At 42.8% G+C, this 25,430-nt stretch carries 16 protein-coding genes and 2 pseudogenes; 10 read left to right on the forward strand and 8 right to left on the reverse strand.

The features are described from left to right. Positions 1–253 precede the first annotated feature (253 nt). The 8 genes from RMX98_RS26720 to RMX98_RS26755 form a co-directional block, all read right to left on the reverse strand. The gene (locus RMX98_RS26720) at positions 254–2,497 is read right to left on the reverse strand and encodes a xanthine dehydrogenase family protein molybdopterin-binding subunit (RefSeq protein ID WP_322678354.1); all 2,244 of its coding nucleotides are present in this window, start codon (positions 2,495–2,497) and stop codon (positions 254–256) included. Continuing rightward, on the reverse strand, positions 2,494–3,486 hold the full coding sequence (locus RMX98_RS26725; RefSeq protein ID WP_322678353.1) for a xanthine dehydrogenase family protein subunit M: 993 nt from the start codon (positions 3,484–3,486) through the stop codon (positions 2,494–2,496). The genes RMX98_RS26720 and RMX98_RS26725 overlap by 4 nt, the downstream gene beginning before the upstream one ends. Further along, complete coding sequence (locus RMX98_RS26730) at positions 3,473–3,961, reverse strand: (2Fe-2S)-binding protein (protein ID WP_322678352.1); 489 nt, start codon at positions 3,959–3,961, stop codon at positions 3,473–3,475. Before RMX98_RS26730 ends, RMX98_RS26725 begins: the two co-directional genes overlap by 14 nt. Positions 3,962–3,993: 32 nt before the next feature. Next, on the reverse strand, positions 3,994–4,458 hold the full coding sequence (locus RMX98_RS26735) for a YbhB/YbcL family Raf kinase inhibitor-like protein (RefSeq protein ID WP_322678351.1): 465 nt from the start codon (positions 4,456–4,458) through the stop codon (positions 3,994–3,996). A 188-nt stretch (positions 4,459–4,646) separates the two neighbouring features. Next, on the reverse strand, positions 4,647–5,759 hold the full coding sequence (locus tag RMX98_RS26740) for an L-dopachrome tautomerase-related protein (protein WP_322678350.1): 1,113 nt from the start codon (positions 5,757–5,759) through the stop codon (positions 4,647–4,649). A 645-nt stretch (positions 5,760–6,404) separates the two neighbouring features. After that, positions 6,405–7,826 carry a cytochrome P450 gene (locus RMX98_RS26745; protein ID WP_322678349.1) on the reverse strand — a complete coding sequence of 474 codons (1,422 nt, stop codon included), beginning with the start codon at positions 7,824–7,826 and terminating at the stop codon, positions 6,405–6,407. Between the two features lie 388 nt (positions 7,827–8,214). Next, positions 8,215–9,573: a hypothetical protein gene (locus RMX98_RS26750; RefSeq protein ID WP_322678348.1), complete on the reverse strand. Its 1,359-nt coding sequence runs from the start codon at positions 9,571–9,573 to the stop codon at positions 8,215–8,217. A 560-nt stretch (positions 9,574–10,133) separates the two neighbouring features. After that, entirely contained in the window at positions 10,134–10,319 is a 186-nt protein-coding gene (locus RMX98_RS26755) for a hypothetical protein (protein WP_322678347.1), read from the reverse strand. A gap of 424 nt (positions 10,320–10,743) precedes the next feature. Between RMX98_RS26755 and RMX98_RS26760 the strand changes: the two are divergent. The 10 genes and pseudogenes from RMX98_RS26760 to RMX98_RS26805 form a co-directional block, all read left to right on the forward strand. Then, positions 10,744–10,955: pseudogene (locus RMX98_RS26760) on the forward strand (hypothetical protein); the annotation flags it as partial. A gap of 65 nt (positions 10,956–11,020) precedes the next feature. Then, positions 11,021–12,502: an ABC transporter substrate-binding protein gene (locus RMX98_RS26765; protein ID WP_322678346.1), complete on the forward strand. Its 1,482-nt coding sequence runs from the start codon at positions 11,021–11,023 to the stop codon at positions 12,500–12,502. A 212-nt stretch (positions 12,503–12,714) separates the two neighbouring features. Next, positions 12,715–15,186, forward strand: a complete 2,472-nt coding sequence (locus RMX98_RS26770; RefSeq protein ID WP_322678345.1) for a hybrid sensor histidine kinase/response regulator — start codon at positions 12,715–12,717, stop codon at positions 15,184–15,186. Then, complete coding sequence (locus tag RMX98_RS26775) at positions 15,179–16,003, forward strand: response regulator (RefSeq protein WP_409881361.1); 825 nt, start codon at positions 15,179–15,181, stop codon at positions 16,001–16,003. Before RMX98_RS26770 ends, RMX98_RS26775 begins: the two co-directional genes overlap by 8 nt. 577 nt (positions 16,004–16,580) lie before the next feature. After that, a complete protein-coding gene (locus RMX98_RS26780) occupies positions 16,581–16,949 on the forward strand; it encodes a carboxymuconolactone decarboxylase family protein (RefSeq protein ID WP_322678344.1) in 369 nt (122 codons plus the stop codon). A gap of 47 nt (positions 16,950–16,996) precedes the next feature. Continuing rightward, positions 16,997–18,538 carry an EthD domain-containing protein gene (locus RMX98_RS26785; protein WP_322678343.1) on the forward strand — a complete coding sequence of 514 codons (1,542 nt, stop codon included), beginning with the start codon at positions 16,997–16,999 and terminating at the stop codon, positions 18,536–18,538. Positions 18,539–18,679: 141 nt separating this feature from the next. Further along, a pseudogene (locus tag RMX98_RS26790) lies at positions 18,680–18,799 on the forward strand (carboxymuconolactone decarboxylase family protein); the annotation flags it as partial. 90 nt (positions 18,800–18,889) lie between these two features. Further along, entirely contained in the window at positions 18,890–21,820 is a 2,931-nt protein-coding gene (locus tag RMX98_RS26795; RefSeq protein WP_322678379.1) for an AtaL-like protein, read from the forward strand. Positions 21,821–22,047: 227 nt separating this feature from the next. Continuing rightward, on the forward strand, positions 22,048–24,843 hold the full coding sequence (locus RMX98_RS26800) for a CHRD domain-containing protein (protein WP_322678342.1): 2,796 nt from the start codon (positions 22,048–22,050) through the stop codon (positions 24,841–24,843). Between the two features lie 134 nt (positions 24,844–24,977). Further along, on the forward strand, positions 24,978–25,295 hold the full coding sequence (locus RMX98_RS26805) for an antibiotic biosynthesis monooxygenase family protein (RefSeq protein WP_322652424.1): 318 nt from the start codon (positions 24,978–24,980) through the stop codon (positions 25,293–25,295). Positions 25,296–25,430 lie beyond the last annotated feature (135 nt).

Consider the following 25,430-nt stretch of genomic DNA (forward strand, 5'->3'; position numbering starts at 1 on the left):
ATTCAAAACCTTTCCCCTTTAACCGAACCGTATTGACTCAGGGGTCACATCAATTTCGTAGCGACGGGATAATTTGGCTTTGCGCTGCTGGTGTCGTTCGGTTTTCGTTTTCGCCCTTGTGTCTTGCAGCTTCTTGAGTTCAGTCTGTGAGAGTTCAACAGAGTTAGGGATGCCGTTCGCGGAGCGTCTCGTAGAGAAGGCGGGCTACGCCTACGCTTCACACTCAGCAGCATACAATTCCTCACTTGCGGCGTTACATTAGCTTGTCTAATGTAATGGGCAGATCGCGAATCCGTTTGCCTGTAGCGTGATAGACCGCGTTGGCGATCGCAGCTGCGGCTCCAACTGTGCCAATTTCGCCAATACCCTTAGTGCCAATCGGGTTGAGATGCAAAGCTTCTTCCTCGACAAAAAAGGCATCAATGGGGGGAATATCAGCATTCACCGGAATTAAGTACTCAGCGAGATTCGAGTTCACAACTCGTCCCGAATGCGGATCGACAATGCTCTGCTCCATCAATGCCATGCCGATGCCCCAAATAATTCCGCCAATTAGTTGGCTGTGGGCAGTTTTGGGGTTAACGATCCTTCCGGCAGCAAATGCGCCGACATAACGAGTGATTCGCAGTTCGCTTAATCCTGGATGGAATTGTACCTCGGCAAAATGTGCGCCGAAGGAGTAGTGAGTAAATTTCTTGGTTTCTTCATCAGGCTGAACCTGTTCCTGTGCTGAAATTGATTCCATTTGGTGCTGCTGTAAACTCTCTACATAGGTCTGTGCCTGAGTCGGATTATCCTTGAGGTAGCAACGCCCATTATCCACCGTTACCTCAGCTGCGGTATGCCCGTAAAGAGGAGAGTTGGGATTGTTGAATGCCAGATTGAGCAGTTTGTGCTGTAGGGATGTGGTAGCAGCATATACCGCAGACCCAACGCTAGCAGTTGTCTTAGACCCGGCTGCAACAGGAGCTTCGGGCATCTGAGTATCGCCTAGCTCAAAGCGAATCGATGCCACCGATAGCCCTAAGGTATCTGCTGCAATTTGCTGCATGATTGTGTAAACGCCTGTGCCTGGGTCGCAGGTACTACTTTGCACGAGGACATTGCCATCAGCAAACAGTGTAGCCGAGGCAGTCGTAGGAGAAAAGCGGGCATCATAAGCCATCGTTGCCATTCCCCAACCTACGAGGCGATCGCCATTTCGCATGGAACCGGGTTGTGGGTTGCGCTGATGCCAGCCAAATCGCTCTGCGCCTTGCTGATAGCACTCCTTGAGCGACTTACTAGACCAAGGATCTCCCGTTTCGGGGTCAACGTCAGCGTAATTGCGTAAGCGGAGTTCGATTGGATCGATTTGTAAAGTGTATGCCAGTTCATCCATTGCCGACTCGATGGCAAACAACCCTGGTGTTTCTCCAGGGCCACGCATAGTATAGGGGCCGCTAAGATTGCTGGGAGCGAGACGGTAAGTAGTGGTAATGTTCGGGCAAGCGTATATTTTGCGACTGGTGCGCTCGACTGGTGCAACGACCCGATTATCAAAGGTTGAAGTCCGGGCGATCGCATGGTGCGTGAGTGCTGTCAGTTGCCCTGTGGCGGTTGCACCTAACTGAATGTGATGTTGAATGAGCGGACGGTAGCCAACACCTGCAAATTCCTGTCGGCGGGTGAGAACCAGCTTAACTGGACGATTAATCTGACGAGCGGCGATCGCGGCAAGTACTACGTGCGTCCAAGCAGGGCCTTTGTAGCCAAAGGAACCGCCAACAAACTGCTGAATCACGCGAATCTTTTCGCGCGGCATTAAAAGCCACTCAGCTACAGCATTCCGAATGCCGTAAACCCAGGTAGTCGGTTCGTATAACGTCAGGAAATCACCTGACCAAACTGCGATCGTGCCATGAGGTTCGATGGCGTTGTGGTGCTGCATAGCGGTGGTGTAAGTTTGGTCGATCCGAACAAAGGCATCTGCCAGTCCCTTTACTGCATCACCTTGGACGATATCTGGTGGTTTTCCCCAAACGTTATCCGGTGGAAAGGCACGCTCCCTCGCTTCTTGCATGGTTATCGTAGGTGGTTCTTCTTCATAACGAACCTTTACTAGTGATGCGGCATGATCAGCCTGCTCAAAGGTTTCTGCAACCACAACTCCAATGTGTTGCCCACTGTAATGAATTAGATCGTCTTGAAGCGGGATATACTGCTCTCCCGCACCTCCCCCTTGACTGGCACTATCTCCTTGACTGGCACTATCTAATGTAACTCTTGCAGGTGTAATTTGAGGCGCATTGCGGTGTGTAAGTATTGCTATTACACCGGGAGCGACTTCAGCTGCTTTTGTATCTATCGACACAATGCGTCCCTTGGCGATCGTGCTGTTAATTAAGACTGCGTGAACCAAGTTAGGAATCGGCATTTCGGCACAGTAATGTGCGCCTCCGGTCACTTTTAGCCGTCCGTCTACGCGATCAACTGCTTTTCCAATTACCGGATTCATTCTTCACCTCCTGTAACCTGAAAAAATGCTTGTACTAGCGTGCGCCGCAGCAGTTCTACTTTAAAGTGGTTGTATTGCTGCGGTTTAGCATCGTGGATTGTTGCAAGAGCGGCTGCTTCAAAAGTGGATGCATTCGCAGGTGAACCGATGAGAACTCGTTCTGCCTCGGTTGCTTTCCAGGGTTTTGTACCAACTCCACCCAAGGCAATCCGTGCATTGCTAATTTGACCATTTTGAACGTCCAAAGCCACAGCTACAGAAACCAGAGCGAAATCATAGGAGGCGCGATCGCGCACTTTCAAATAGTGCGATCTAGCCGCAAAGGGCAACGGCGGTAATTCAACGGCGGTAATCAGTTCTCCGGGTTGCAAGACGGTTTCGCAATCCGGAGTGTCTTCTGGTAACAGGTAAAAGTCAGCGATCGCAATCTGCCGAGTTCCCTTGGCGTTCTGCGTGTGAATAATGGCATCCAGAGCAACTAATGCCACAGCCATATCGGAAGGATGGGTGGCAATACAGCAGTCGCTGGTGCCGAAAATGGCGTGAATGCGATTGTAACCGGGAATGGCGGCACAGCCTGAACCGGGGATACGTTTGTTACAAGATGAAAATCCAGTATCGGTGAAGTAATAACAGCGAGTTCGTTGTAATAAGTTTCCCCCAACGGTTGCCATGTTTCGCAGTTGAGGAGATGCTCCAGATAAAAGTGCTTCAGACAACACTGGATACTGTCGCTGAATATTCTCGTCGTATGCAACATCACTATTTCGCGCCAGTGCGCCGATACGAATTCCGCCGTTGGGTAAGCGTTCAATTTGCGATCGCGGCAAATCATTAATGTCGATCAACTGTTGCGGAGTTTCCACACCCTCCTTCATCAGATCCAGCAGATTTGTGCCACCCGCAATAAACTTTGCCTGATGGTCTTGGTTCGCAGTTCTCACCGCGATCGCTGCGTCTGATGCACGTAGATAGTTAAATGGTTGCATTCCCTGCTCTCACGCTTGCTGCTACAGACTGAATTGCTGCCACAATATTGGGATATGCCCCACAGCGACAGAGATTGCCACTCATCAGTTCTTGAATGTCTGCATCCGAGTCTGCTTTGTCTTCACTCAACAACCCGATTGCCGAACAAATCTGCCCAGACGTACAATAGCCACACTGAAAAGCATCGTTTTGGATAAATGCTGCCTGCATTGGATGGAGTTCATCTCCTTGTGCCAATCCTTCGATCGTGGTGATGGTTTTCCCTACCTGCATCACCGCTAGCGTTAAACAGGAATTCACCCGTCGCCCATCAATCAGCACCGTACAAGCACCGCACTGACCATGATCGCAGCCTTTCTTACTTCCTGTCAGTTCTAACCGTTCTCGCAATAAATCGAGTAACGTCACACGCGGTTCAATTTCGACCGTGTAAGGGCGATCGTTAATTTGGAGAGTAACTCTCATCTCTTTCATGCTTGCACCCTCCTTGGATTTCTAGAATTATGTCAAGATTCATAGACTCCAACCAACCGCGCTTGCTCAATCACATGGTCAGCGATCGCATTAAGTAATTCCTCACGGTTGATATTTGGCTTCAAGTCAAGCTCTGCATCTAGGGCATACAACCAGAAATAATAATGGTGAGGCCCGTGCCCCGGTGGTGGAGCTGGTCCCGTATACCCTGGCTGATTGGTACTGTTTATACCTTCAGTAAATTTGCTACCACTTCCCTCGGCAATCTGGTTAACCGTTGGCGGAATCCCATAGATTAACCAGTGAGTAAATCCCTGTGGCAAGGGCGCATCTGGATCGTGGCAGATGAGTGCTAATTGCTGGGTTCCGGCTGGCAGTCCACTCCATTCCAAGGGAGGTGAGATGTTTTCACCGTCGCTGGTATACTGTTTCGGGATACGCTCAAGAGAAGTAAATGCAGGGCTGTGAATCCGTAAATCTTTGATATTCAACGCCATTATGTATTTCCTTTAGCAACAATCAGTTGCATTGATTGAAGAAGAATTCAGAAGTCAGTATTCAGGAGTCAGAATAAATCAATCGGGGATTCAGACCTGCGACTGATTGAAGACTGATTATTCATCCGCCAGTCATACAGAATTCATTCTGAATTCTGACTCCTGACTCCTGAATTCTGTTCGATAATTTATCGCAACAGCACAGGTTGAGCATTAATGCGAATGCGGAAGAGGCTATAAGGCTTCTGACGGAGATCGCGTCCCTTTTGGTAGTTTGGTTGACGATGCAATTGATTAGCAGTGACGTAAAGATAACCATCTGTTGCTACTGAAAGAGTATCAGGCCAAAGGAGGCGAGGATCGTGTACTACCGTTTCCCAGGCTCCATCAGGATGACGACGCAGAATTGCATTGTGTTCATAGTTCGTCGCGTAAATATATCCGGCTGCATCTGATTCGAGTCCATCTGCACCGCCGCCTTTATCTCCCTCATCAATTACTGTTGCGGCAACAGCACGATCCTCGATCGCTCGATCTACAAGAGCATCAATAGCAACACTGTAGAGACGACGACTAGCAAGGGGACAGTAATACAAACGCGATCCATCTGCATTAATCGCAATTCCGTCTGACCCCATTTTCACGGGTTTGGTCGATCCATCTGCTTGACGTTCCATGAATGGGCGACCCTCAACCACAGGTAGAAAGCTCGATAGTTCTTCAGCTTTTGTGGAAGGATGATCGTGCAGTCTGCGCCAGCTTTCCCCCGATGCCAAATCGACTACAATAATTCCGTTCGCGCCTTGATCTGATGAATCGGTAATGAACGCTGTACCCTCAGCACCGCGCCGCAAGTCAAACCGGACATCATTAAGATAGGTTGTTGGCAATGCTACATCTGGGGGAAAGAGAATCGTTTTGATGACTTGATCGCTTGTTAAATCAACGCAAACCAGCTTGGGGCCGCCGTACTGTGTCAGTTGGAACATCGGGCTACCAGTATCGAGAATCCACAGGCGATCGCGGGGATCAACCACAACACTTTGCACAGATACAAGGGTTTGTGCAAGATTATCTGAGTTTGTGCGATTAATTGCCTCATTGGGATAAGCCACCGGACGACCATCTCGGATTTCTGCCACGGTGAATGCAACTTCATCACCCCACTTCGGAAAATTGACAAAGATTCGTCCTTGATGAGATACTGTAACACCTGTAGGCATAGCACCATCAAATTGGACAACAGGTTCCAGTGTGCCTAATGTTTCATCTGTCGGTAACTTCTGCAATTGACTTACCATAGGATTTTTTCCTGATTACGATTAATTATTAGCCGCTCCTGGCTCAGTGAACTTGCCACCGACCCCAACTCCGGCATTAATGGCGATCGCTTCCACTGGTCTTCCTATGGCTTGAATTCGGCTCTGATTCATAATGTTCAAAACTCCTAAACTGCTTTACTTGCAATAGCTGACTGCAATGGGAGCAATGCGATTACAAGCAATCGACTTTTTCCATCCTACGGAAGCAGTTGTGCGATCGCGTCTTCCTAGTGAAAGATAACAACTGTATATTTAAGAGTCATTAATAGAATATTTATCTACCTCTAAAGCTCAAAGTTTATTCCTTCAATGGCTTTTGGACAGATGATGAGTTGATTGGCGATGCTATTAAGCTAAAGTTTGTATTGAAGTAATAACTTTAGATCACTCAAACAGCTTCACAGTAACGGTTTTGATGGAACAGTGAACTACTCATATCATGTCCGCCTAATTAGTTATAATTCCCGCATCTGTGCAAAAAGCGCAAAAGCCCCTTTCCCCCTGCTCCCTGCGGCCTAAATGATAAGTCTTTAACCGGACACGATATCATCTGGTAGGGGGTTGCACAAGTAAGTGTCAATAAAAAACCCCCTAGATGACCGTCGGGGGCTTTTATGTACGCTATCAGCCACAAGAGAAAGGTGTAAACTTCATTTGGTAATCATCCCTGAGCTTTTTCAGAGGAAACTGGACAAACTTCGCCTCGCCTGTTGCTTCCCAATTAAACTTTTGTAGCAAATGAGAGGCGAACACTTTTGTAATTGCGATCGCCATCTGCGCTCCCAGGCAAGCATGGACACCGCCACCAAAGGGAATAAATTGATACATCTTGTCTTCGCTACGTGACGGCAGAAAACGCTCTGGTGCAAATACTTCTGGTTCGGGAAAGTACTCTGGTGTAATGTGTGCGATTCGTGGTTCTGCAATAATTACACAGCCTTTCTTATAGAGTACGCCATCAAGTACCACAGACTTAGTGAGTAGACGACTGGCTGTAGAACTGGGTGGTAGAGTACGTAGTGTCTCCTTAATTGTTGCCTCTAAATATACCATTTGCTTTAACTGTTCGGGTGAGAACATAGTGACTTGACTGTTTCCACCTATAAGAGTGGCTTGCTCAAGTCGCAGTCGTGAAATAACTTGCGGATGGCGGGCAATTTGGTACATGAGCGAAGATATCAGCCCGGATACCTCATAATCCGATGCCCATAATTGCAGTAGACACTGATTCTCTATTAACTGCTCACTAAATACTCCATCGGGATGTTCTTGTTGGCTGTCTAGCATCATTGAGAGGAAATCAGCCGTGGGCTTGATGACTTTACCCTCACCTCGCCGCCTTTGCACCACAGCACGCATAAATTCTAAGAGTTTGGTACGTGCCAAAAATCCACGCCCGTATTTTGTCAAGGGAGACTTCCATTGAGACAAACCATAAAAACCATCAAAGTATGTCTTGTACAAAGCTTTTAACTCGGCTTTGGACGTAATTGGTAGTCTCTTGAAAGTTTCAGGATCAGAGTCATCTAAACTGATTCCCAATAGCACAGGGGTGAGTACATCAAAGCAAATCTTCTCCACTGCCGGGTATACTGCTATGGTACTGGGAGTAGTCCAGCTATTCATCCCACGCACAATTACGTCATTGATTAGCGGTGTATAGCCATCAAGTACACGGCCAGTCAGTCCGGGGGCGAGTGCATTTTTACGCTGACGATGCAAATCGGGTCTTTGAAACAGACTGTACTCACCGAACATATCCATTGTGGTTGCTGGCAGTGCAATCTCTGTATATTTCAAATCTCCGTTAAATGCCATTTGAATAGCTTTAGCAGAGCCTACAAAGATGGTAGTGCGACCAAAGACTCCTGTGTTAAAAATAGGGCCATACTCTTGCAAATTTTGGCGACAGAATCGATCCGGATTCGCAATGTAGCTAAATGTGTCATACCACTTTGGCTTTCTTGGTGGAGTGGTAGTGCCAGTAGGTGGCGCTTGTCCATTCTCAATTACTTTTACTTCTTCAGCATTGGCAATGTTGTGCATAGTATCCTCGGTGGAATAAATTGAACTTTCCCTTCGATACCCCACGACTAATAGTGTTGGTATTGCTCCACACTTTCATCCCTAGTAATTGTAGCGGTTGATATGGCTCAAGTACTGCATAAGCGACTATGAGACAATCCGCTCACGCTATTGCAAAGCGTCTGCTGGTGTCTAAGACATTCATTAAAGTAAGCTCTCTTAATAGCTAGTTCAATCAATTCTACATCAGCACTTTTGAGCATATAAGAATCAGCCCCATGACGAAAAGCCAAGTTAATAAAGTCTGAATGAGTCTGATTAGTAAAAATCACCACTTTTCAGTCCACTGCGGCGCATAAATTTTTTCTCCGACTTACTTCCCTGGATTTGAGATGCACTTGATATTAAACTAACCTCTTTGAAAACCTTTCATTGGTTGTTTTTGTCCTTTACCTTTGGGTTTAGATTTATTCACTTCTGTAAGTGCTTCTTGAAATAAATTATGTAGATGTAAAGGAACACTAGCAATTTCTGGTAATTCTGGCTCGATAGGTTTACCATACTCTTGCAAAATTTTGTCTAAATCATTGTTCAGGCTAAACTCAGCACGTTGCAAGAAATCTTGCAAGATTTTTTCTAGTTGAGTGGGATATTTTTGTGCTAATCGATGCCATGTATAAGCATTAATATTTTTACCTTCTAAATAGTGACGAATTAGTTTTACTGCACCTTCAATACTTTGCCAATCATCAGCTAATAATATAGTTGTGAATTTAGTATATGTAGATAAAAACATCAATCCCCAACGTGGGTGAGAAATGGCAGTGACTTGTTCTGCTCTGATGAGTTCAGTAGGTAAACCTACTTTAGGTGCAACCATTTTTTGCGTGCTGTTTTTCCCATCGAATATTTGAGAAACAACGTTAGTATCGATCCCAAATTCTTTAGCAGTGACGATAATTTCTTCTGCACTAATACCAGTTTTTGCTACTATTTCATTCAAATATTTGGAACTATCAAATCCGACAGCTTTGAGATATTTATCGGTGATAATTTCTCGAAATTCAGTTATCTTTTTATTGAGTTGGTATCCTGGTAATGTCACTTCATCAGCCCCAAAAAACTCAACAAACTGCTGATGATATTGCTCTACTGACTGCCATGCTTGTTCTAGCAAGTCTGGAGCATCGCTGTAAAGATGACTTTTATAATTATCTTTAAAATTTCCAATGGCGACGGCAAGTTTTGGCTTACCGAGTTTACCCATAAATGTGTGAGAGCCAGAAAATATCCACTCATTATCAGTAAGAGGAAAAATGCGTGTTAGTAAAATATCTCCTGGCTTGAAACGAGATGTGGCTGGTTGTTTTTCAGGACTGTTAGACTTGACAATGTAATTTTTAGCTGTCAGAACTATGTAACGTTTAGCTGTCAACCAGTTCATGAGTTCTAAGCCATCAGGTAAAATCTGGGTGATAGTAAATAAACCAATAAAACTACGATGCCAGCTATTGAGTAAATTGCGATCATTCTCTGACAAATCTGCATGACTGGCGATAAATAACTCTATAGGTGAACGATCGCCAATTTTTCCTTCTGTAATAAACCTGTCAATGATTACTTGTTGTTGGGTGCGATCGCCATTACCGCTAGGCATCTGTGCAGCTGCATAAATTTCGAGTGCTTGTGCTAGTTCGCCGTCAGCATAAGCGACAAAATCAACCAAGGCTTGTTTGAGTGTGTGCGATCTTTCTACTATGGCATCCACAAGCGAATCTTTATACTCAACAATTGTACCCTATAGCGTTTTTGAGGATTATCGCATCTAGCAATAGCTAGATTTTTTTAGCCATAGCATTTTCTATTCTTGTCAGTCCAGTATGCTAATTTAGCAGCTGCATCTGTGATAGCAGGAGTCGGTGAAATAGATTTTGCGATGCCTACGGTGGTCACTGAGCTTTGCCGTACCACTTCGTGGAAGCAAGCTACGCGCAGCGTCTCATAGAGAAGTGCGTGCTACGCCTACGCATTTGTTATTTTTGAAGCTTTTTGCGTCAATTTTCTCCAACCACAACCAAACCGACAAAAAGTAACAGTTTTGATCAAACAGTGAACTACTTTGACCTACACCGCCACCAACCCCCTGGTAATAGCTGCCATTTATAGGACTTACGCATCGTACATAAGTACTAAACACAATTTGGGTATTTTAGCCATGTTTTGCATCCAGCGATCGCAAATGTCGGAATAAATCAGGGTTATCTAAAACCTCTGAAAAGACTAAATAACGTAATACACGTTTTGGTTGATTTGTATAGTGCGTAAGTCCTAAATACATTCGAGGCGAGGGACGGGCATTGTTTTACCTGCGATCCTAATTTGATTCTGCTGCCACTCCAGTTTCAAGCAGTGTTGGTAGAGTTCATTGGCTTGTTCAAGACTTAAGAAATCGGGGTAATAAGAAGTGATGGGTAAAACTGGGGTTGATTCAGCGAAAAGTGTGAGTTGTTGCATAATATTGTTCTCAAAGTTTTTTGAGTTGTGTAACCGATAAATAGTATGCTTATAACAAGCAACTAACCTTGTATTGGGTTGATATAGTCAAGCGAATGCTCATTTTCCCAGCATTCGCTTTTAACTTTTGACTAACACCCGTGGCTTCTTGCTAGCAAAAGCCCCTGCAATTCTTAGTGCAGTAGTCGGGTTTGGATGAGCGAAAAACTCTTCAATAGACTTCTTGGCATAAGTCGGGAAAAGGGCAAGGGGGAAGGTGGGGTCCCCTCTGGGGATAAGGGGCGGGGGAAAAAGTTCTGTATTGTCCCCTTCCCCTTTAACCTTTACCCTTTTCCCCCTCTTGCAAAAAGCACTTTTGCCAAGAGGTCTAATTGCTTTGGTCAATCTAGATGCAACAATTGGGTCATGGCAGGCGTAAACGTAAACAGCAATCATTGATGTTCTTGCTGTTGAAGTACCTGAATTGACCGAGCAGGAGATTCGCGATAAGCCTGACGGCATGGCTACGCTTACCGCCTACTCCTGGAGAAGAAAGTGGAACGAACGGGCGTTTTTTGAGGCGGGGAAAGCAAAGCGCTGACGGAATTGAGGGACAGACGGCTTTATCGCTCCACGCATAAAACATTTGAAGATTATTAGAGAGTCTACAAAAAGTATTAAATTGGCTATATCTACTCAGGTAAAAAGTAAATTCTACGAGTATGTTATTTAGAACCAAAGCCAGTCAAATTACTAAAGGCTTTAAAAATCACCAAAGAGCTAAACAAACTTTCACCGTAGTGCCAATAGGAGCTAGCCATTGCTATGTATTCGTGGCATTGATACTCAGCTTGATAAATTTTGGTTGTACTAACACCTCAAAATCTGACCAATCCTCTGTTGTCGAGTCCTCTTCTGAAAGTAAAGTCTTGAAAGTATGGTGGGATAAAGGCTTTACTGTAGAAGAAGATGAAGCGCTACAACAAATCGTTACTAACTGGGAAAAACAAACTGGCAAAAAAATCAAGCTTTCTTTTTTTACCAACGATGAGCTACCAAAGAAAACGAAAAGGGCAATAAAAGCTGGCAATCTGCCTGATATCTTGGTTGGTTACAATGCAAAAACAGAGTTGAATCCACGACTTGCCTGGACAGACCAATTAGTAGATGTCTCTGATGTAATTGAACCAGTCAAAAGTTCTTATCCTGAGACAACACTAGAAGATGTTCACTATTACAATAATGTCGCTAAAAAACGGAGTTACTATGCAGTCCCTCTTCATCAAGGGACAATTCACATTTTCTACTGGCGAGACTTATTAAAGCAAGTAGGTCGGAGTGAAAGCGATATCCCCAAAGATTGGGATAAATTTTGGGAATTTTGGAAGCAAGTGCAAAATGACCTGCAAACAAAGCAAAAACAACTGCAACAGAATATTTACGGGTTGGGTTTTACTTACTCCATTGGAGCTTCTGACACTTACTATATGTTTGAGGAAATTTTAGAAGCATACGATGTCCAGCTTCTAGACTCCAAAGGTCAACTCCTCATTGATGACCCTAAAGTGCGTCAAGGTATTATTAAAGGCTTAGAGTGGTATGCAAAATTTTATCAACAGGGGTACGTACCCCCAGATGCGCTAAATTGGTTAAATCCAGACAATAATCGCAACTTGCTAAACCGTGCTGTGGTTATGACACCCAATACCACCCTAGCGATTCCTATTGCTGTGCGTCAAGATCGCGATACCTACCTTAACAAACTTGGGACTCTAGAATTTCCTAATAAACCCAATGGCAAACCTATGCGCTACTTAGTCCTTTATAAAGAAGCAGTTCTGTTTGCTGAGTCTAAAAACCAGAAAATAGCCAAGAGTTTTCTAAGTTATTTAATCCAACCAGAGGTAATGGGAAGTTACCTTAAAGCTACTGGAGGTCGTAATTTCCCAGTACTTAAGTCTGTTTGGAAAGATCCTTTTTGGACAGACCCAAGCGACCCGCACATTTCGGTTGTGGCAAAGACATTAATCACGCGCCAAACGCGCTCATATTACAGTGCCCAAAACCCTGCCTACTGCATAGTTTTAGAGGAAAATGTTTGGGGCAAAGCTCTCCAACGAATACTTGTAGATCATATCACCCCAGAGCAATCAGCAGATGAGGCAATTAACCGAATCAAGCAAATTTTTGCTCAATGGAATTAAGTCAGAGAAAAGGTAAGTTGAATTATATAAACTTATTTGTTGCTAACATCAAGAATATATTTCTTGCATAAATGGTAGATAAAAAGGTAATAAGTTTTATATCAACATTAGCAGCGCTAACTTTTGCTAAATGTCTGTTGAATTTCAAACCTGAAAACTTCTGGTATTTTTTCTCGGTTATTTTTCTTCGAGTCGCAAAGTGACCATAACTTATGAAGTTCTGGAATCAGCACCTGACCACTAAAGTTGCCAGTTCATTCTTGCTTTTGTCGCTGGTAAGCGTTGCTGTGGTTGGAGGAGTTGCCTTTATCAAAGCGAGGGAGGCTTTAAAGCAAGCTGCCTTTGATCGACTCAATGTAACTGCAACACTTAAGGAGGAAGAAATAACTCGGTGGTTTGAAGACCAACAGCGAGATTTTCTACTTGCAACTCAATCTACAGACGTACAAGCGCATCTTAAGATACTCCTAACTAGTGAAAAAAGTAACGCAAATTATCAGGCTGCTTACACTGTTGTCTCTAAATATTTAATTAGAGTCGTCAGACTTAAACCTAATCTCAAAGAAATTTTCATTCTCGATCGCAGCAATCGAATCATTCTATCCACTGACAAAAAGCGTGAAGGTCAGTATGAAATTTTAGGTAACATTACTTATATTGAGCAGGTTGAACCAGGAGATACTTTTAACCCAAATTTCTACGTTTCACCGTTGACTGGTAAACCATCAGTTACCTTGGCAACATCTTTGCGTAACACCGCAGGGGTAAGACAAGGTGTGATTTTAGCTCATCTGAACCTAGACCGAATTGATAATATCGTCCGGGAACGCACAGGTTTGGGTAAAAGCGGCGAAACTTATTTAGTTGGCTCCTTAATAACTAAAAACACCTTTATTTCTAAACCGCAAGTCAACACGCAAGACTTTCCTGAAGGAATTAGCAGTCAAGGCATTGATGAGGCAATGAGTGGAGTTAGAGGCTTTGGGCTTTATCGCAACTATGCTGGAGTGCCAGTTATTGGAATGTATCGCTGGCTCAATGATCAAGATTTGTCTTTACTGGTAGAAATGCATCAAGAAGAAGCCTTTGCCCCTGCTCGTCAACTGGCAGCGACTATTGTATTAGTAGGGTTGGTGTCTGTAGGAGGACTATTGATCGGAGTTTCTTGGCTGACGCGACAGTTGAAAATCTCTCGTGAACAGTTAGAAAATTACAGCTACCAATTGGAGATGAAAGCCCAAGAAGCCGAAACTGCCAACCGTACCAAAAGCGAATTTCTGGCAAACATGAGCCACGAACTTCGCACTCCCCTCAATAGCATCCTTGGCTTCACCCAACTCATAACGCGCGATCGCTCTATCAATCCTTCCCATTTGGAACATCTAGAAATTATAAGTCGCAGTGGCGAGCATTTGCTGACCTTGATCAATGATGTGTTGTCAATGTCCAAAATTGAGGCAGGTCGAACAACACTGAATGAAAATAGTTTTGATTTGTATTCTTTGCTTGACTCGCTCCAAGAGATGCTGCAAATAAAAGCAGAATCTAAGGGATTACAACTGATATTTGAGCGTAGTCCCAAAGTTCCCCAATTTGTGCATACAGACGAAAGCAAATTGCGTCAAGTCTTAATTAACCTTCTTGGTAACGCCATCAAATTTACTCAATTCGGTGGTGTTAGTTTGCGCGTGAGAGAGAAGACTGAAAATTTGGAAACTTCTAATCCTCAATTATCAATCCTCAGTCACCTTCATTTTGAAATAGAAGATACTGGTCTTGGCATTGCACCAGTTGAGCTAGACAATTTATTTAAACCATTTGTCCAAACAGAAGCCGGTCGCATATCTCAACAAGGGACAGGTCTGGGTTTAACTATTAGCCAACAATTTGTGCGCCTCATGGGTGGTAACATTACTGTTAGGAGTACTTTAGGTCAAGGAACAATTTTTGCTTTTGAAATCAAAATTAGCCCAGCAGAAATAACTGAAGTTCAAACTCGACAGTTATATCAGCGAGTAATTGGTCTAGAGGCTAATCAACCGAAATACCGAATTTTAGTAGTAGAGGATAAATGGGAGAATCGCCAACTCCTAGTCAAGATGCTTGTATCGCTTGGCTTCGAGGTGCGTGAAGCTGAAAATGGTAAACAAGGAGTAAGCATCTGGGAAACCTGGGAACCGCATTTAATTTGGATGGATATGCGGATGCCAGTGATGGATGGGTATGAAGCCACCAAACAGATCAAGGCTCATTTAAAAGGTCAGGCTACCGTGATCATTGCTCTGACTGCTAGTGCCTTTGATGAAGAACGAACTGTGATTTTATCTACAGGCTGTAACGATTTTGTGCGTAAGCCCTTCCGAGAAGAAGTAATTTTGAAAAAAATGGCGAAATATTTAGGGGTACGTTATGTCTATGAGCAAGAAGCACCTAAACAAGTCCAATTAGCAGAAAGTTCTGACCTTGAGCTTTTCTCATTAGAAAAAGAGTTGGCTAAAATGCCCTCTGAGTGGATAGCGCAGTTACACCAAGCGGCACTACGTACAGATGAAAAGTTGATTTTCAGCCTGATTGAGCAAATTCCTGAAGAATCTGCATCTCTGGCTAATGCCCTAACTGATTGGGTCAATAACTTTCGCATTGATAAAGTCATTGATTTAACACAACCAGAACAAAATGGATAAAAATCAGGTTCAGCCACCCAAAGCAAATATTCTACTTGTTGATGATACTCCAGACAATCTGCGACTTTTATCTGCCATGCTAACTCAGTTGGGGTATGAAATTCGCAGAGTAATTAACGGGCAAACAGCTTTAAAAACAGCGCAAGCTGCCCCACCCGATTTAATTTTGCTCGACATCATGATGCCAGACATGAATGGCTATGAAGTCTGTCAACATCTGAAAGCTTCAGAGAAAACCCGCGACATCCCGGTGATTTTTATCAGTGCTTTGGATGAAGTACTCGACAAAGTTAAAGCCTTTGCCGTTGGAGGAGTGGATTACATCACCAAACCCTTTAGTGAAGAAGAGGTTTTTGCCCGTGTTGAGAATAACCTGACTATCCGCAGGCTGCAAACGCAACTCACGGAGCAAAATGTACGTCTGCAACATCAAATCAGCCTTAGCGAAGCTTCCCAAAAAGCTCGCCAAAAAGCAGAGTCAGCACTGCGACTAAGCCAGTTTTATTTAGACAAGTTTAAATATCCTATCTATTTTGTGAATTCTGATGCCCAATTGGTATATGTGAATGAAGCAGCTTATCGTACTCTGGGCTATACCCGCGAACAGATGCTAAGTATGACTGTTCATGATATTGATCCAAATTTTCCAGCAGTTACTTGGCAGTCAAAATGGCAAGAATTTAGACATAAAAACTCTTTCACTTTTGAATCTATTCACCTTACTCAAGATGGTCGAGAAATAAGCGTGGAAATAACCATCAATTACCTAGAGTTCGACGGTCAAGAATATCATTGTGTGAGTGTCCGCAATATTTAAACTTGCTAACAGGGTTAAGATTGCCAAAGCTGAGTGATTGGGTTTTAGGAATTTAGATTGAATAGGCGATCGCACAATATGGTTCAGATAAACTTTTTTCTCCTCCCCTGCTTCCCCTGCTTCCTCTGCTCCCCCTGCCTGTCTCAACGAATAAATTTCCTAACTAAACCGTATTGGGCGATCGCAACTTTAGTCTACGAGAAATAGGCGTTTTCAGGCATTCAGGAACAAAAACGCAAAATTGGGGCGATACGAAAGGATGAAATCAATCATCTTGCCGAAAAGGTTAATATGACCTTTTCAGACGTTTACTGACCTATTTTACATAAATTTAACTACACTTTTTTGAAAAATCCCTTACTACCTAAGACTTTTTCATGCTTAGAAAACTGGGTGATTATCTTAAATTAAATACAGAGTTACATCAACCCCAAACAAAATTTAAATAAGAATAGAAATCATATCTTTATGATATGAACTACAAAAAAAAAGATTTTTTTAATAGTTGATGAAAAAAATAACTCTTTAAAGAGTTGCTTTTGCAACTGCAAATCTACAGTAAGGATTTACAAGAAATATGAATCTAACCAAGAATGAAATGGAATATAACAATGCAGTTTTGGACGATCAAGACGTTCAAGAGGGTTTAAAAAGTATTAACGCTAAATTTGGTGATTTTTGCACCCGCGTAGCAGGTGAAGCGTGGGGTCTGCCTTTAATCGACCAAAAAACAAAAGCTCTAATTACAATCGCAGTAGATGTTGTGAATCAAAATCAAGTAGGCCCAGGTAGTCCGTTCGGGGCACATGTACACATGGCTCTCAAGCAAGGAGCCACTGTTGCAGAGATAGAAGAACTTCTTTTATTTATGTGCGTTTATGGGGGTTTCAATAAAGTTGCTGGTTGCTTTGGTAGCCTCAATGAGATTCTTAGTTCCCAAACTTAATATTTCGCCTCAATTAAGACAGAAAATGTGGACAAAGGAGAGCAGCAATGATGTTAACAACTAGAAAAGCCGATTATGCAATCCGCGATCAAAAAGGTAAAGTAGCCTTTTATGTTCTTTTGTGGAAACGGAGAGGAATTTCCCTAGAACTTTTCGATGATTACTGGAGAGATGTTCATGGCCCAGTCTGCGCGCGATTACCAAGTCAGCACCAATACTGGCAGTTCCATCTGTCTCAAAATGAAGGTGGTTTATGGCCAACTATTAAAGGTATTGAGTATGTTTGTCCAGAAGAAGATCAGTTTAATGGCATTGCTGAATTAACCTTTGAGTCAGAAGCAGAACGTAATATCTGGTTTAAATCTGCTGCCATTCTCATGGATGACGAACATAATATATTTAGCAAAGCGATCGGTTATAACTCTAGCCCTGACAATTCTAAAACCTATATTGATAGCATTCCCTCAGGAGATCCCAACGGCAAACTGAATCTGATTAAGTTCCACGTTATGGTGAAGAAATCTGACGCTGTGAGTGTGGAAGCTTTTCGCAGATATATGACAGATAGCTTTGCACCAGCTGTTATCCAAAGTGATTCTGTCCTCAAGTTCCGGCTGCATTTGTTTGAGGAAGTAGATAATTCCCGCCCAGATGCGGCTGGGGTATCCCATTATGAAGCCCCAGACAAGCAGTATCAAGCTGCCTTTGAAATTGCCTTTGCCAATCCTCTGGAAATGGAAACATTCTTTGCCTCTAAAGAATATGCTACTGCTGTTCAAGACCAGATTCAGTACGTTCAGCGTATTTTACCATTTCCAGAACGAACTGCTTACACTTTTGTTTACGACGGCAAGATGACGCTGGCAGGTCAGCGGAGTTCTACAGTTGCAGAACTGATCGCAAATATCGGCGCAACCAATCAACTAAAGGAGGACGTAGTTTGTCTTATGCTCGAACAAAAACTTATATCTAACTCGAATGGTTTCAGCAATGGTTCCCAAAATGCTGCAAACACATTCATTAATAAACGTACTAATTACTATAAAGATTTATCAGCAGATTATTCTCGTCCGGGGCTTGTAACTGCTTATGTAGCGAAAAAACTGATTGAAGATGCCGAAAAGTTTGTCGGAATGAAAGAAAGGATATTACCACAGATCAGTCCTAGTTATACTGTTGAGCAGATTGAACAAGAGAACAAAGAATGGTGGCCAACCCATTGTGAGGCATTAAGGCAGGGACGAGGCGACATTTTAACTGGTGAATATCGTGAAGATTTGGTTTATTTTTGCCAGGATGGGCCCTATCAAGGGTTAGCACAACAAAAAGAGCGTGAACAACATTGGTGGGCATTAATTGCTCAACCAGGTGTAACAATGTGTTGGCCAATCGTCATGTTTCATGGTGAAGTTACCTTCTTTGAATGGAAGTGTGTAGATGATGAAACCAACGAAACACTTGCTAAGGGAAATGTTACTTGGATTCGCCGTGGTCATAGAGGCGGATGCTACCTCAAAACTGAACAATTGACTTTCTACCGCGATGTTTTTGCTCCTAGTGGATTATTGAAACTGATCGCTACAGCTTAGGATGACAGACAAGCGGGTATACAAAAATTTGCAAGAGTTGGAACTGCAAATTGAAAAAGTATTAACCCGAATGGTTACTTTGTTACTCGTGTAGATGGTGAAATATGCAGTCTGCCATTAATTGACCAAAAGACTAAAGCGGTGATTGCGATCGCAGTTGATATTGTCAACCAAAATCATCAAGCTTCCGATAATCCTTTTACAAAACATATAAACATAGCTCTCAAACAGGGAGCTACTCACCAAAAGATTGCAGACATTCTTTTGTTCATGTGCGTTTACGCAGGATTCAATAAAGTCGCAGGCTGCTTCGGCATCCTCAATAAAATTTTTGAAACAAGGAAAAAGGTAATGACAACAGCAATGAGAAGAGTTGATTACTCAATCCGCGACCAAAAAGGCAAGTTAGCCCTCTATCTTTTGTTATGGAAACGCAAAGGCATTTCCCAAGAACTTTTCGATGACTACTGGAGAAACGTACATGGCCCCCTCTGTGCCCGCCTTCCCGGACAGCATCAATACTGGCAGTTTCACCTGGCTAAAAATGAAGGTGGCATTTGGCCGGAAGTTGCTGAGGTAGATTACACCTGTACTGAAGAAGAGCAGTTTACTGCAATTGCCGAATTAACTTTTGAGACAGAAGCTGAACGCGATATATGGTTCAAATCTGCCGCCATTCTCATGGATGACGAGCACAACATATTCAGCAAAGCAGTTGGTTACATAACTAATTCTGGCAATTCTAAAACCTATATTGATAGCATCCCCTCAGGAGATCCCAACGGAGAACTAGGTGTAATTAAGTTCCATGTTATGGTGAAGAAATCTGATGCTGTGAGCGTGGAAGCTTTTCGCAGATATATGACAGACAGCTTTGCACCAGCTGTTATCCAAAGTGATTCTGTCTTAAAATTCCGACTGCATTTGTTGGAGGAAGTAGATACTTCTCGCCCAGATGCACCTGGAGTATCTCATTATGAAGCCCCAGAGAAGCAGTATCAAGCTGCCTTTGAAATTGCTTTTGCCAATCCTCTAGAAATGGAAACATTCTTTGCTTCTAAAGAATATATTGCTGCTGTTAAAGACCAAGCTAATTACATACAAAGGCTTTTACCATTTCCAGAGCGAACTGCTTACACCTTTGTTTATGACAGCAAAATGACTCTAGCAGGTCAATGTAGTTCTAATGTTGCGGATTTGATTATGAAAGTAGGCGCGACAAATCAACTTAAGGAGGACGTAGTTTCTCTAATGAACGGCAAGCAGAATAAACAGAATGGTAAGTCTGGATTAGGTCATTACCTGCAAGGTGTACAACATTTTGGCATCACAGTTTATGACATGCCAAAATCTTTAGAATTTTACCTTGAAGTATTGGGAGGTAAAGTCGCTATTGGTGGAAATGGATTTTACGGCGAAGCATTACACAATTTGATGTTTCAAAAAGAGGAGGTTGAAGCCATTGAAAAAGGGATCAATCCAAAGTCTCTAGGAGTTGCCAACATTAGAGATGGTTCAGACATGTCTTTAGATGTCAGATTCATTTCTTTTGGCAATACAGTAGTTGAAATCATTCATTTCCGAGATGCTAAGTTAACACTTGCTGCACCAAATGCTTTTGAAAAAATACCTTCCTCTGTTGGTTACACTAATGCACCGCACCTTTCTTTCTATGTGAAAGATGATGTAGATATTGATGCCTTTGCGAAAGAATTAGAAGAGGAATGTCAAAGACGAGGGCTGACTGAGGTAGTTGTTAACCGTATTATTCGGGCTAACTCGGCAGAAGAAATGAAGAAACTTGCTCCCCAATTTGCCAAGACAGACTTTACTGGCGATTTTGAAGGATGGGCACTATTCTATTGCAAAGGGCCAAATGGGGAACAGTTAGAATTCAACCAAGTTACTCGTAAAGCCAAAGAAAACTTTACTAGAGCAGAGGCAGAATATAACCAAGCTAATGGGACAAATTACTGGTTTTTAAATTCTCAGAAACCAAAATCAAATGCTCAGGGGCTTTACGCTACACACAGTGTTTCCGTTGATGCTCCTTTAGAAACTGTTTGGGATGTTTTGATGGACAAAATACAAAACCCCCAACCATATATTCCCCATGTAGTTGAAGAACTGAAGATTTTAGAAACATATAACAATGGCATTCTCCGCGAAATTAGAACACCGGGAATGCACATGAAAGAAAGAGTCATCGTAGACAAGCAAGCTGGAAAAGTAACATTTACTGTGGTGGATCATCCACTTTTCACTGGTGAATTGAGTAACCAAGTGACGCTACCTTCCAATGGTAATTCTGGGTCTTTGCCAATTCTAACTTACACAATAAATTTGCAGCCTACTAGTGACAAATCCCTCGCACAAGTAGAAGCCCAATGGTTTATTAAAGCTGCTCAACCAGAAGCGATCGCTCAAGCTACTCAACATCTAAAACATATTATTGAAAATAAAAATAATCAGGAGCAAAAAACAATGGTAGTCGCACATTCACAGGTATTTGTTGGTACGAAATCTGAAATTGTCCGCCGGATGTTTCAAGCTGGTGAATCGATGAATGTAGAAAACTTCGTTAAGTTCTACACCGAAGATGCCCACTATCAATTCAGCAACTTCCCTGTTGCTTATGGGCCACAAGGTATTAGAGACTCTTCTGTTAGTTTCCTAGAAACGGTTGCCAAAGTTTACCACCATATTAAAAATATGTGGGAAGTAGGAAACACAGTTGTTTGTGAAATGGATGTCACCTACATTCGCCATGATGGTAAAGTGTTTACACTTCCTTGCTGCGACACAATTGTTTTCAAAGGCGATAAAGTCCAAGAACTGCGGATTTATATGAATATTGATCCGGTATTCGTCTTTGATAACAATGAAGCACAGCCAAAAGCTGCTACATCTGGTGGTTCATTGACGAAAACGCTGGAAAAAATGTATGAGGCTTTACACGCCGAAAATTGGGATCAATTTATGTCATTCTTTACCCCCAATTTACTTTATAAAATCGGTGCAAATGACCCTGTAATCGGGCCAGAAGCCTGTCGAGATTTATTAAGTCATATCTATAAAACTCTCAAACTAACAACCCACAATACACGAGGAATTTGGGAGATTGGCAACACCATTATTTTAGAAATGGATGCTAACTATATCCATAAACAAGACAAGCGATTCGTTCAAGTTCCTTGCGTCGATATCTATCGTTTTGATGGCGATAAGATTTACGAATGGCGAGTTTATCCAGATGCATCTGCAACAGGTGTGCGGATTTAAAAGCTATCTAATGTAGCAGTCCTAAATTATTTGTGAATCTTTTCTTTGTTTTACTCTTACAAAATACTTTTCACAACTCAAATAGGATTGCTACATAGCAATAGCGAGTATACCCACATTCCTTTCCCCTTCAACCGAAAATTGTCCGGTGTATCTCGATAATCAAACAGCCAAAAATTCAACTACAAATTCTTGAATACAAGATTAACTAAAAGCAATAAACTTATATGACACATCCAATCGGTTCTATACCAATCCATTCCCCCAACGAACCAAATCATTCAGACGAGCCAGATCACACTCACTCGCCCAATCATAAAACTTCAAATGGTATTCAATCCCTCAATACACTTGGATTTGTCGATGACTACTTATTTGTTCCCCAAGATGCTCCATTAAATGAACGTCCAGCACTTTATACTTCTGGTGATTTATACACGCTTTTAGCAACATCACAAGAAACTAATTTTGCTTTCAATGCATTTGATTTCTTTGTTCCGCCAGGAGGTGGGCCACCACCACACATCCATAATTACGAACACGAGGCTTTTTTTGTCGAAGAAGGAAGTGTTAATTTCTTTTTAGGTGATGAAGCTGGGGTTCCAGGAAGCGACAAATTCTTTGTTTTGGATGCAGTACCTGCTGGAACCTTGATATTTGGCCCAAGATTGAGACCTCATGGATTTTCCAACCCTGACTCTACAGAGGCTAAATCAGGAACAAATAAAGGAGCGAGAATTCTTTCACTCACAACTCCTGGTGGGCTAGATTTCTTATTTGGATTTGCGGGTGAGCCAGTCAAAGATAGAAATGACCCAATTCCCGCTCCACCTCCTGGAATTAACCCTGCATTTATCGAATTTGGGCAGCGAACTGGTTATCGTGGCGAATCCTTTCCTAAAGGTATAGCGTTTCCTGGGTATACACCGCGTGAAGGCACTCCCAAGTATGTTTTGGTGCTTCCAGATGACGCGCCTGCGGGGCTGGAGGAAAAGCTAAAAGCTCAAGTGGCTGGTATTGATGGGTTTAGTATTTGGACTGCAAGCGAGCGACCAAAAATTTCTGGGCCCTTTGGAGTTGAGTACACTTCTTTGACTAGTTTTGCAGAATCAGCAGACTATTTAGGTAATCACCCTTCATATAACCAATTTTCCCTTGCACCCAAAACAACTAATACCTTTGCTAGCTCCTATTTAAATAGTAATCAGGTGGTAGAGCCTACAAAATCGCTAGCAACTGGCACTGCTAATGTCCAATTAAATCAGGCAGGAGAGCTTGAATATAAATTGACAGTTACAGGTTTGGATTTTGGGGAATTAGTAGCAGATAAAACTCCCCAAACTCTTGGTAGTGAGCTAGATGATGTCATTGGGATTCATATTTATTCAGGTAAACGCGGCAGCAATGGTTCAGACGTATTTAGTATTTTAGACCCGGTTCATCAAGATGAAACGGAGTTAAGTATCACTTTGAATCCTGATAAATCTGCCACCATTAGTGGTGTCTGGAATCTCACAGAGAAGGAAATTCCCACTACCCTGAGTGATTTCGTCAAAAATAGTGGTTTGCCAGGACAAGAGAGCGAATTCTATTTCGAGATAGATACTGAAGGAAATAAAAAAGGTGATATTCGGGGTCAAATTGCTCGTTCCACCAATGATTTTCCTACACCTATTAAAAGCGAGAACTCTGAGGTATTTTATGTTAGAGAGGGAGAATTATCTTTCAAAATCAATAATGAAGTTAGGTTGGCACAGCCAGATACTTTTGTCTATGTGGCACCAGGAAATGAGTACTCCTTCGGGAACTTTGGTACTGGAAAAGTCGAGTCGTTGGCAGTCTCAATTACACCAGCAGAACTTGAACCAGTACCTGTAGTGTCGCCTTTAAAACCTCAAACTAATATCTCGCCTAAACAGCTTGTCTTCTTAAGTGATGGAGATGATTTTTATCGACCAAATAAGAGTGATCTCCAGAACACACAGACAACTTACAATTTTCACGCCGACTACGAGACGAAAAATAACTTTAAAGGCATCGCCTCAAACCTTGTACAGGTAACACCGTCATGGCAAAGTACTAACGCTCCTTATGGTTTGGACAAACTCACTGGATTGGTCTACGGACAGACTGACTTTGCTACTGGCAAATTCAACTTCAACACAGACCCAACAAAATTTGGCTTACAGGGTTTACCGACTGGCTCGATAGTGCTGCAAGGAAGCAACGACGATAAGTTGTTTGCCACTGATAACGCTAACGGTATGGTCGATTTTGAGAAACTCACATCCACATCTTCTGGTACTTACACTCTCACTGGCGGAGAGGGCAAATTTAAAGGTGCTACTGGCACGCTGAACTTCTCCGAAACTGGCAAACTCAGTACAAATCCAAGCGATCCCCTTAAAGGTGAGGCTTCAATAACTGGCTCTTTTCAAGTTCCAGGGCCGAAACCCGGTTTTCGGATTTATGCAGGTGAGGGCAATGATGAACTCTATGCGACTGAGGAAGACCGCGTATTTGGCGAGGAAGGAAATGACTTGCTTGATGCCTCTAGTGGTAAAGGTTATAACCTTCTTGATGGTGGCGAAGGAAATGATATTCTCATCGCTGGCAGCAACGATCAACTCGTTGGTGGTGACGGAGACGATACCCTGATTATCTCTAAAGGTGGTGGCAATCTCCTCTACGGTGATGCTGGAGCCGATCAGTTCTGGATTGCTAATGGTAGATTACCTGATGCAGTTCCTGACACTAGGCAACAAACTGATTTTGGTCTACTACCGTTAAGCGATACCAAAAATACGATCGCAGATTTTGAACAAGGTATTGACAAGATTTACATTCAGGGAATTAGCGGTGTTTCCTCGTTTAATGACTTGAAACTACTGCCTGTCTTTGGCGATATTCGCAGTACAAGTATTATTGCTCAACCTAGCGGGATTGATGGTGAGATATCCCTGGCAAACGTGACTGGCGTTTTGTTCAACCAACTTTCAGCTGCGGACTTTGTTTTCAGTTAGAGGGAATGGCTTTTTCCCAGTTCTCGAATTAAGACACAACGAAATAACGCACCTTTTTACTCAGTTTAGGATTTACGCAAGAATTCTGTGAAACGAATAGTCCTATTAGTATTAACTCGGAATTAAGAGCAAAAATGACTACCATCAGCGAAGAAACTAATCTACTTACCGTGATCAACGTTTTCACAGTTGAAAATCCTCAAGAGCAGCAGTTTTTAGTAGATCACCTAGTAAGTAACATCGAAAAAGCTAAAAAGCAAGAGGGTTTGATATCTGTGAATATCCACAAAAGCTTGGATGGTACACGAGTGATAAATTACGCCCAGTGGAGCAGCAAGGAAGCACTAGAAACGGCTCTGAAAAGCCAAGAATTTATGGCTCCTGTAGAGAAAGCTGTAGAATTCCCTCACGATTTTCACTTGTACGAAGTTGTCTTTACAACACAACCATAGCGATCGCATTTTTTCAAAGGTGTAAGGGTACAGGGATGTACGAGAAACACTTGCTCATAATCTTTGTTTCCTTACCCAGTACTCCCCTAACTCCCAATACTGCTCGTTTTGTGCATTTTTAACTCGGAATAGGGT

This window comes from Nostoc sp. DedQUE02, assembly GCF_034531035.1.
Classification (GTDB): domain Bacteria; phylum Cyanobacteriota; class Cyanobacteriia; order Cyanobacteriales; family Nostocaceae; genus Nostoc.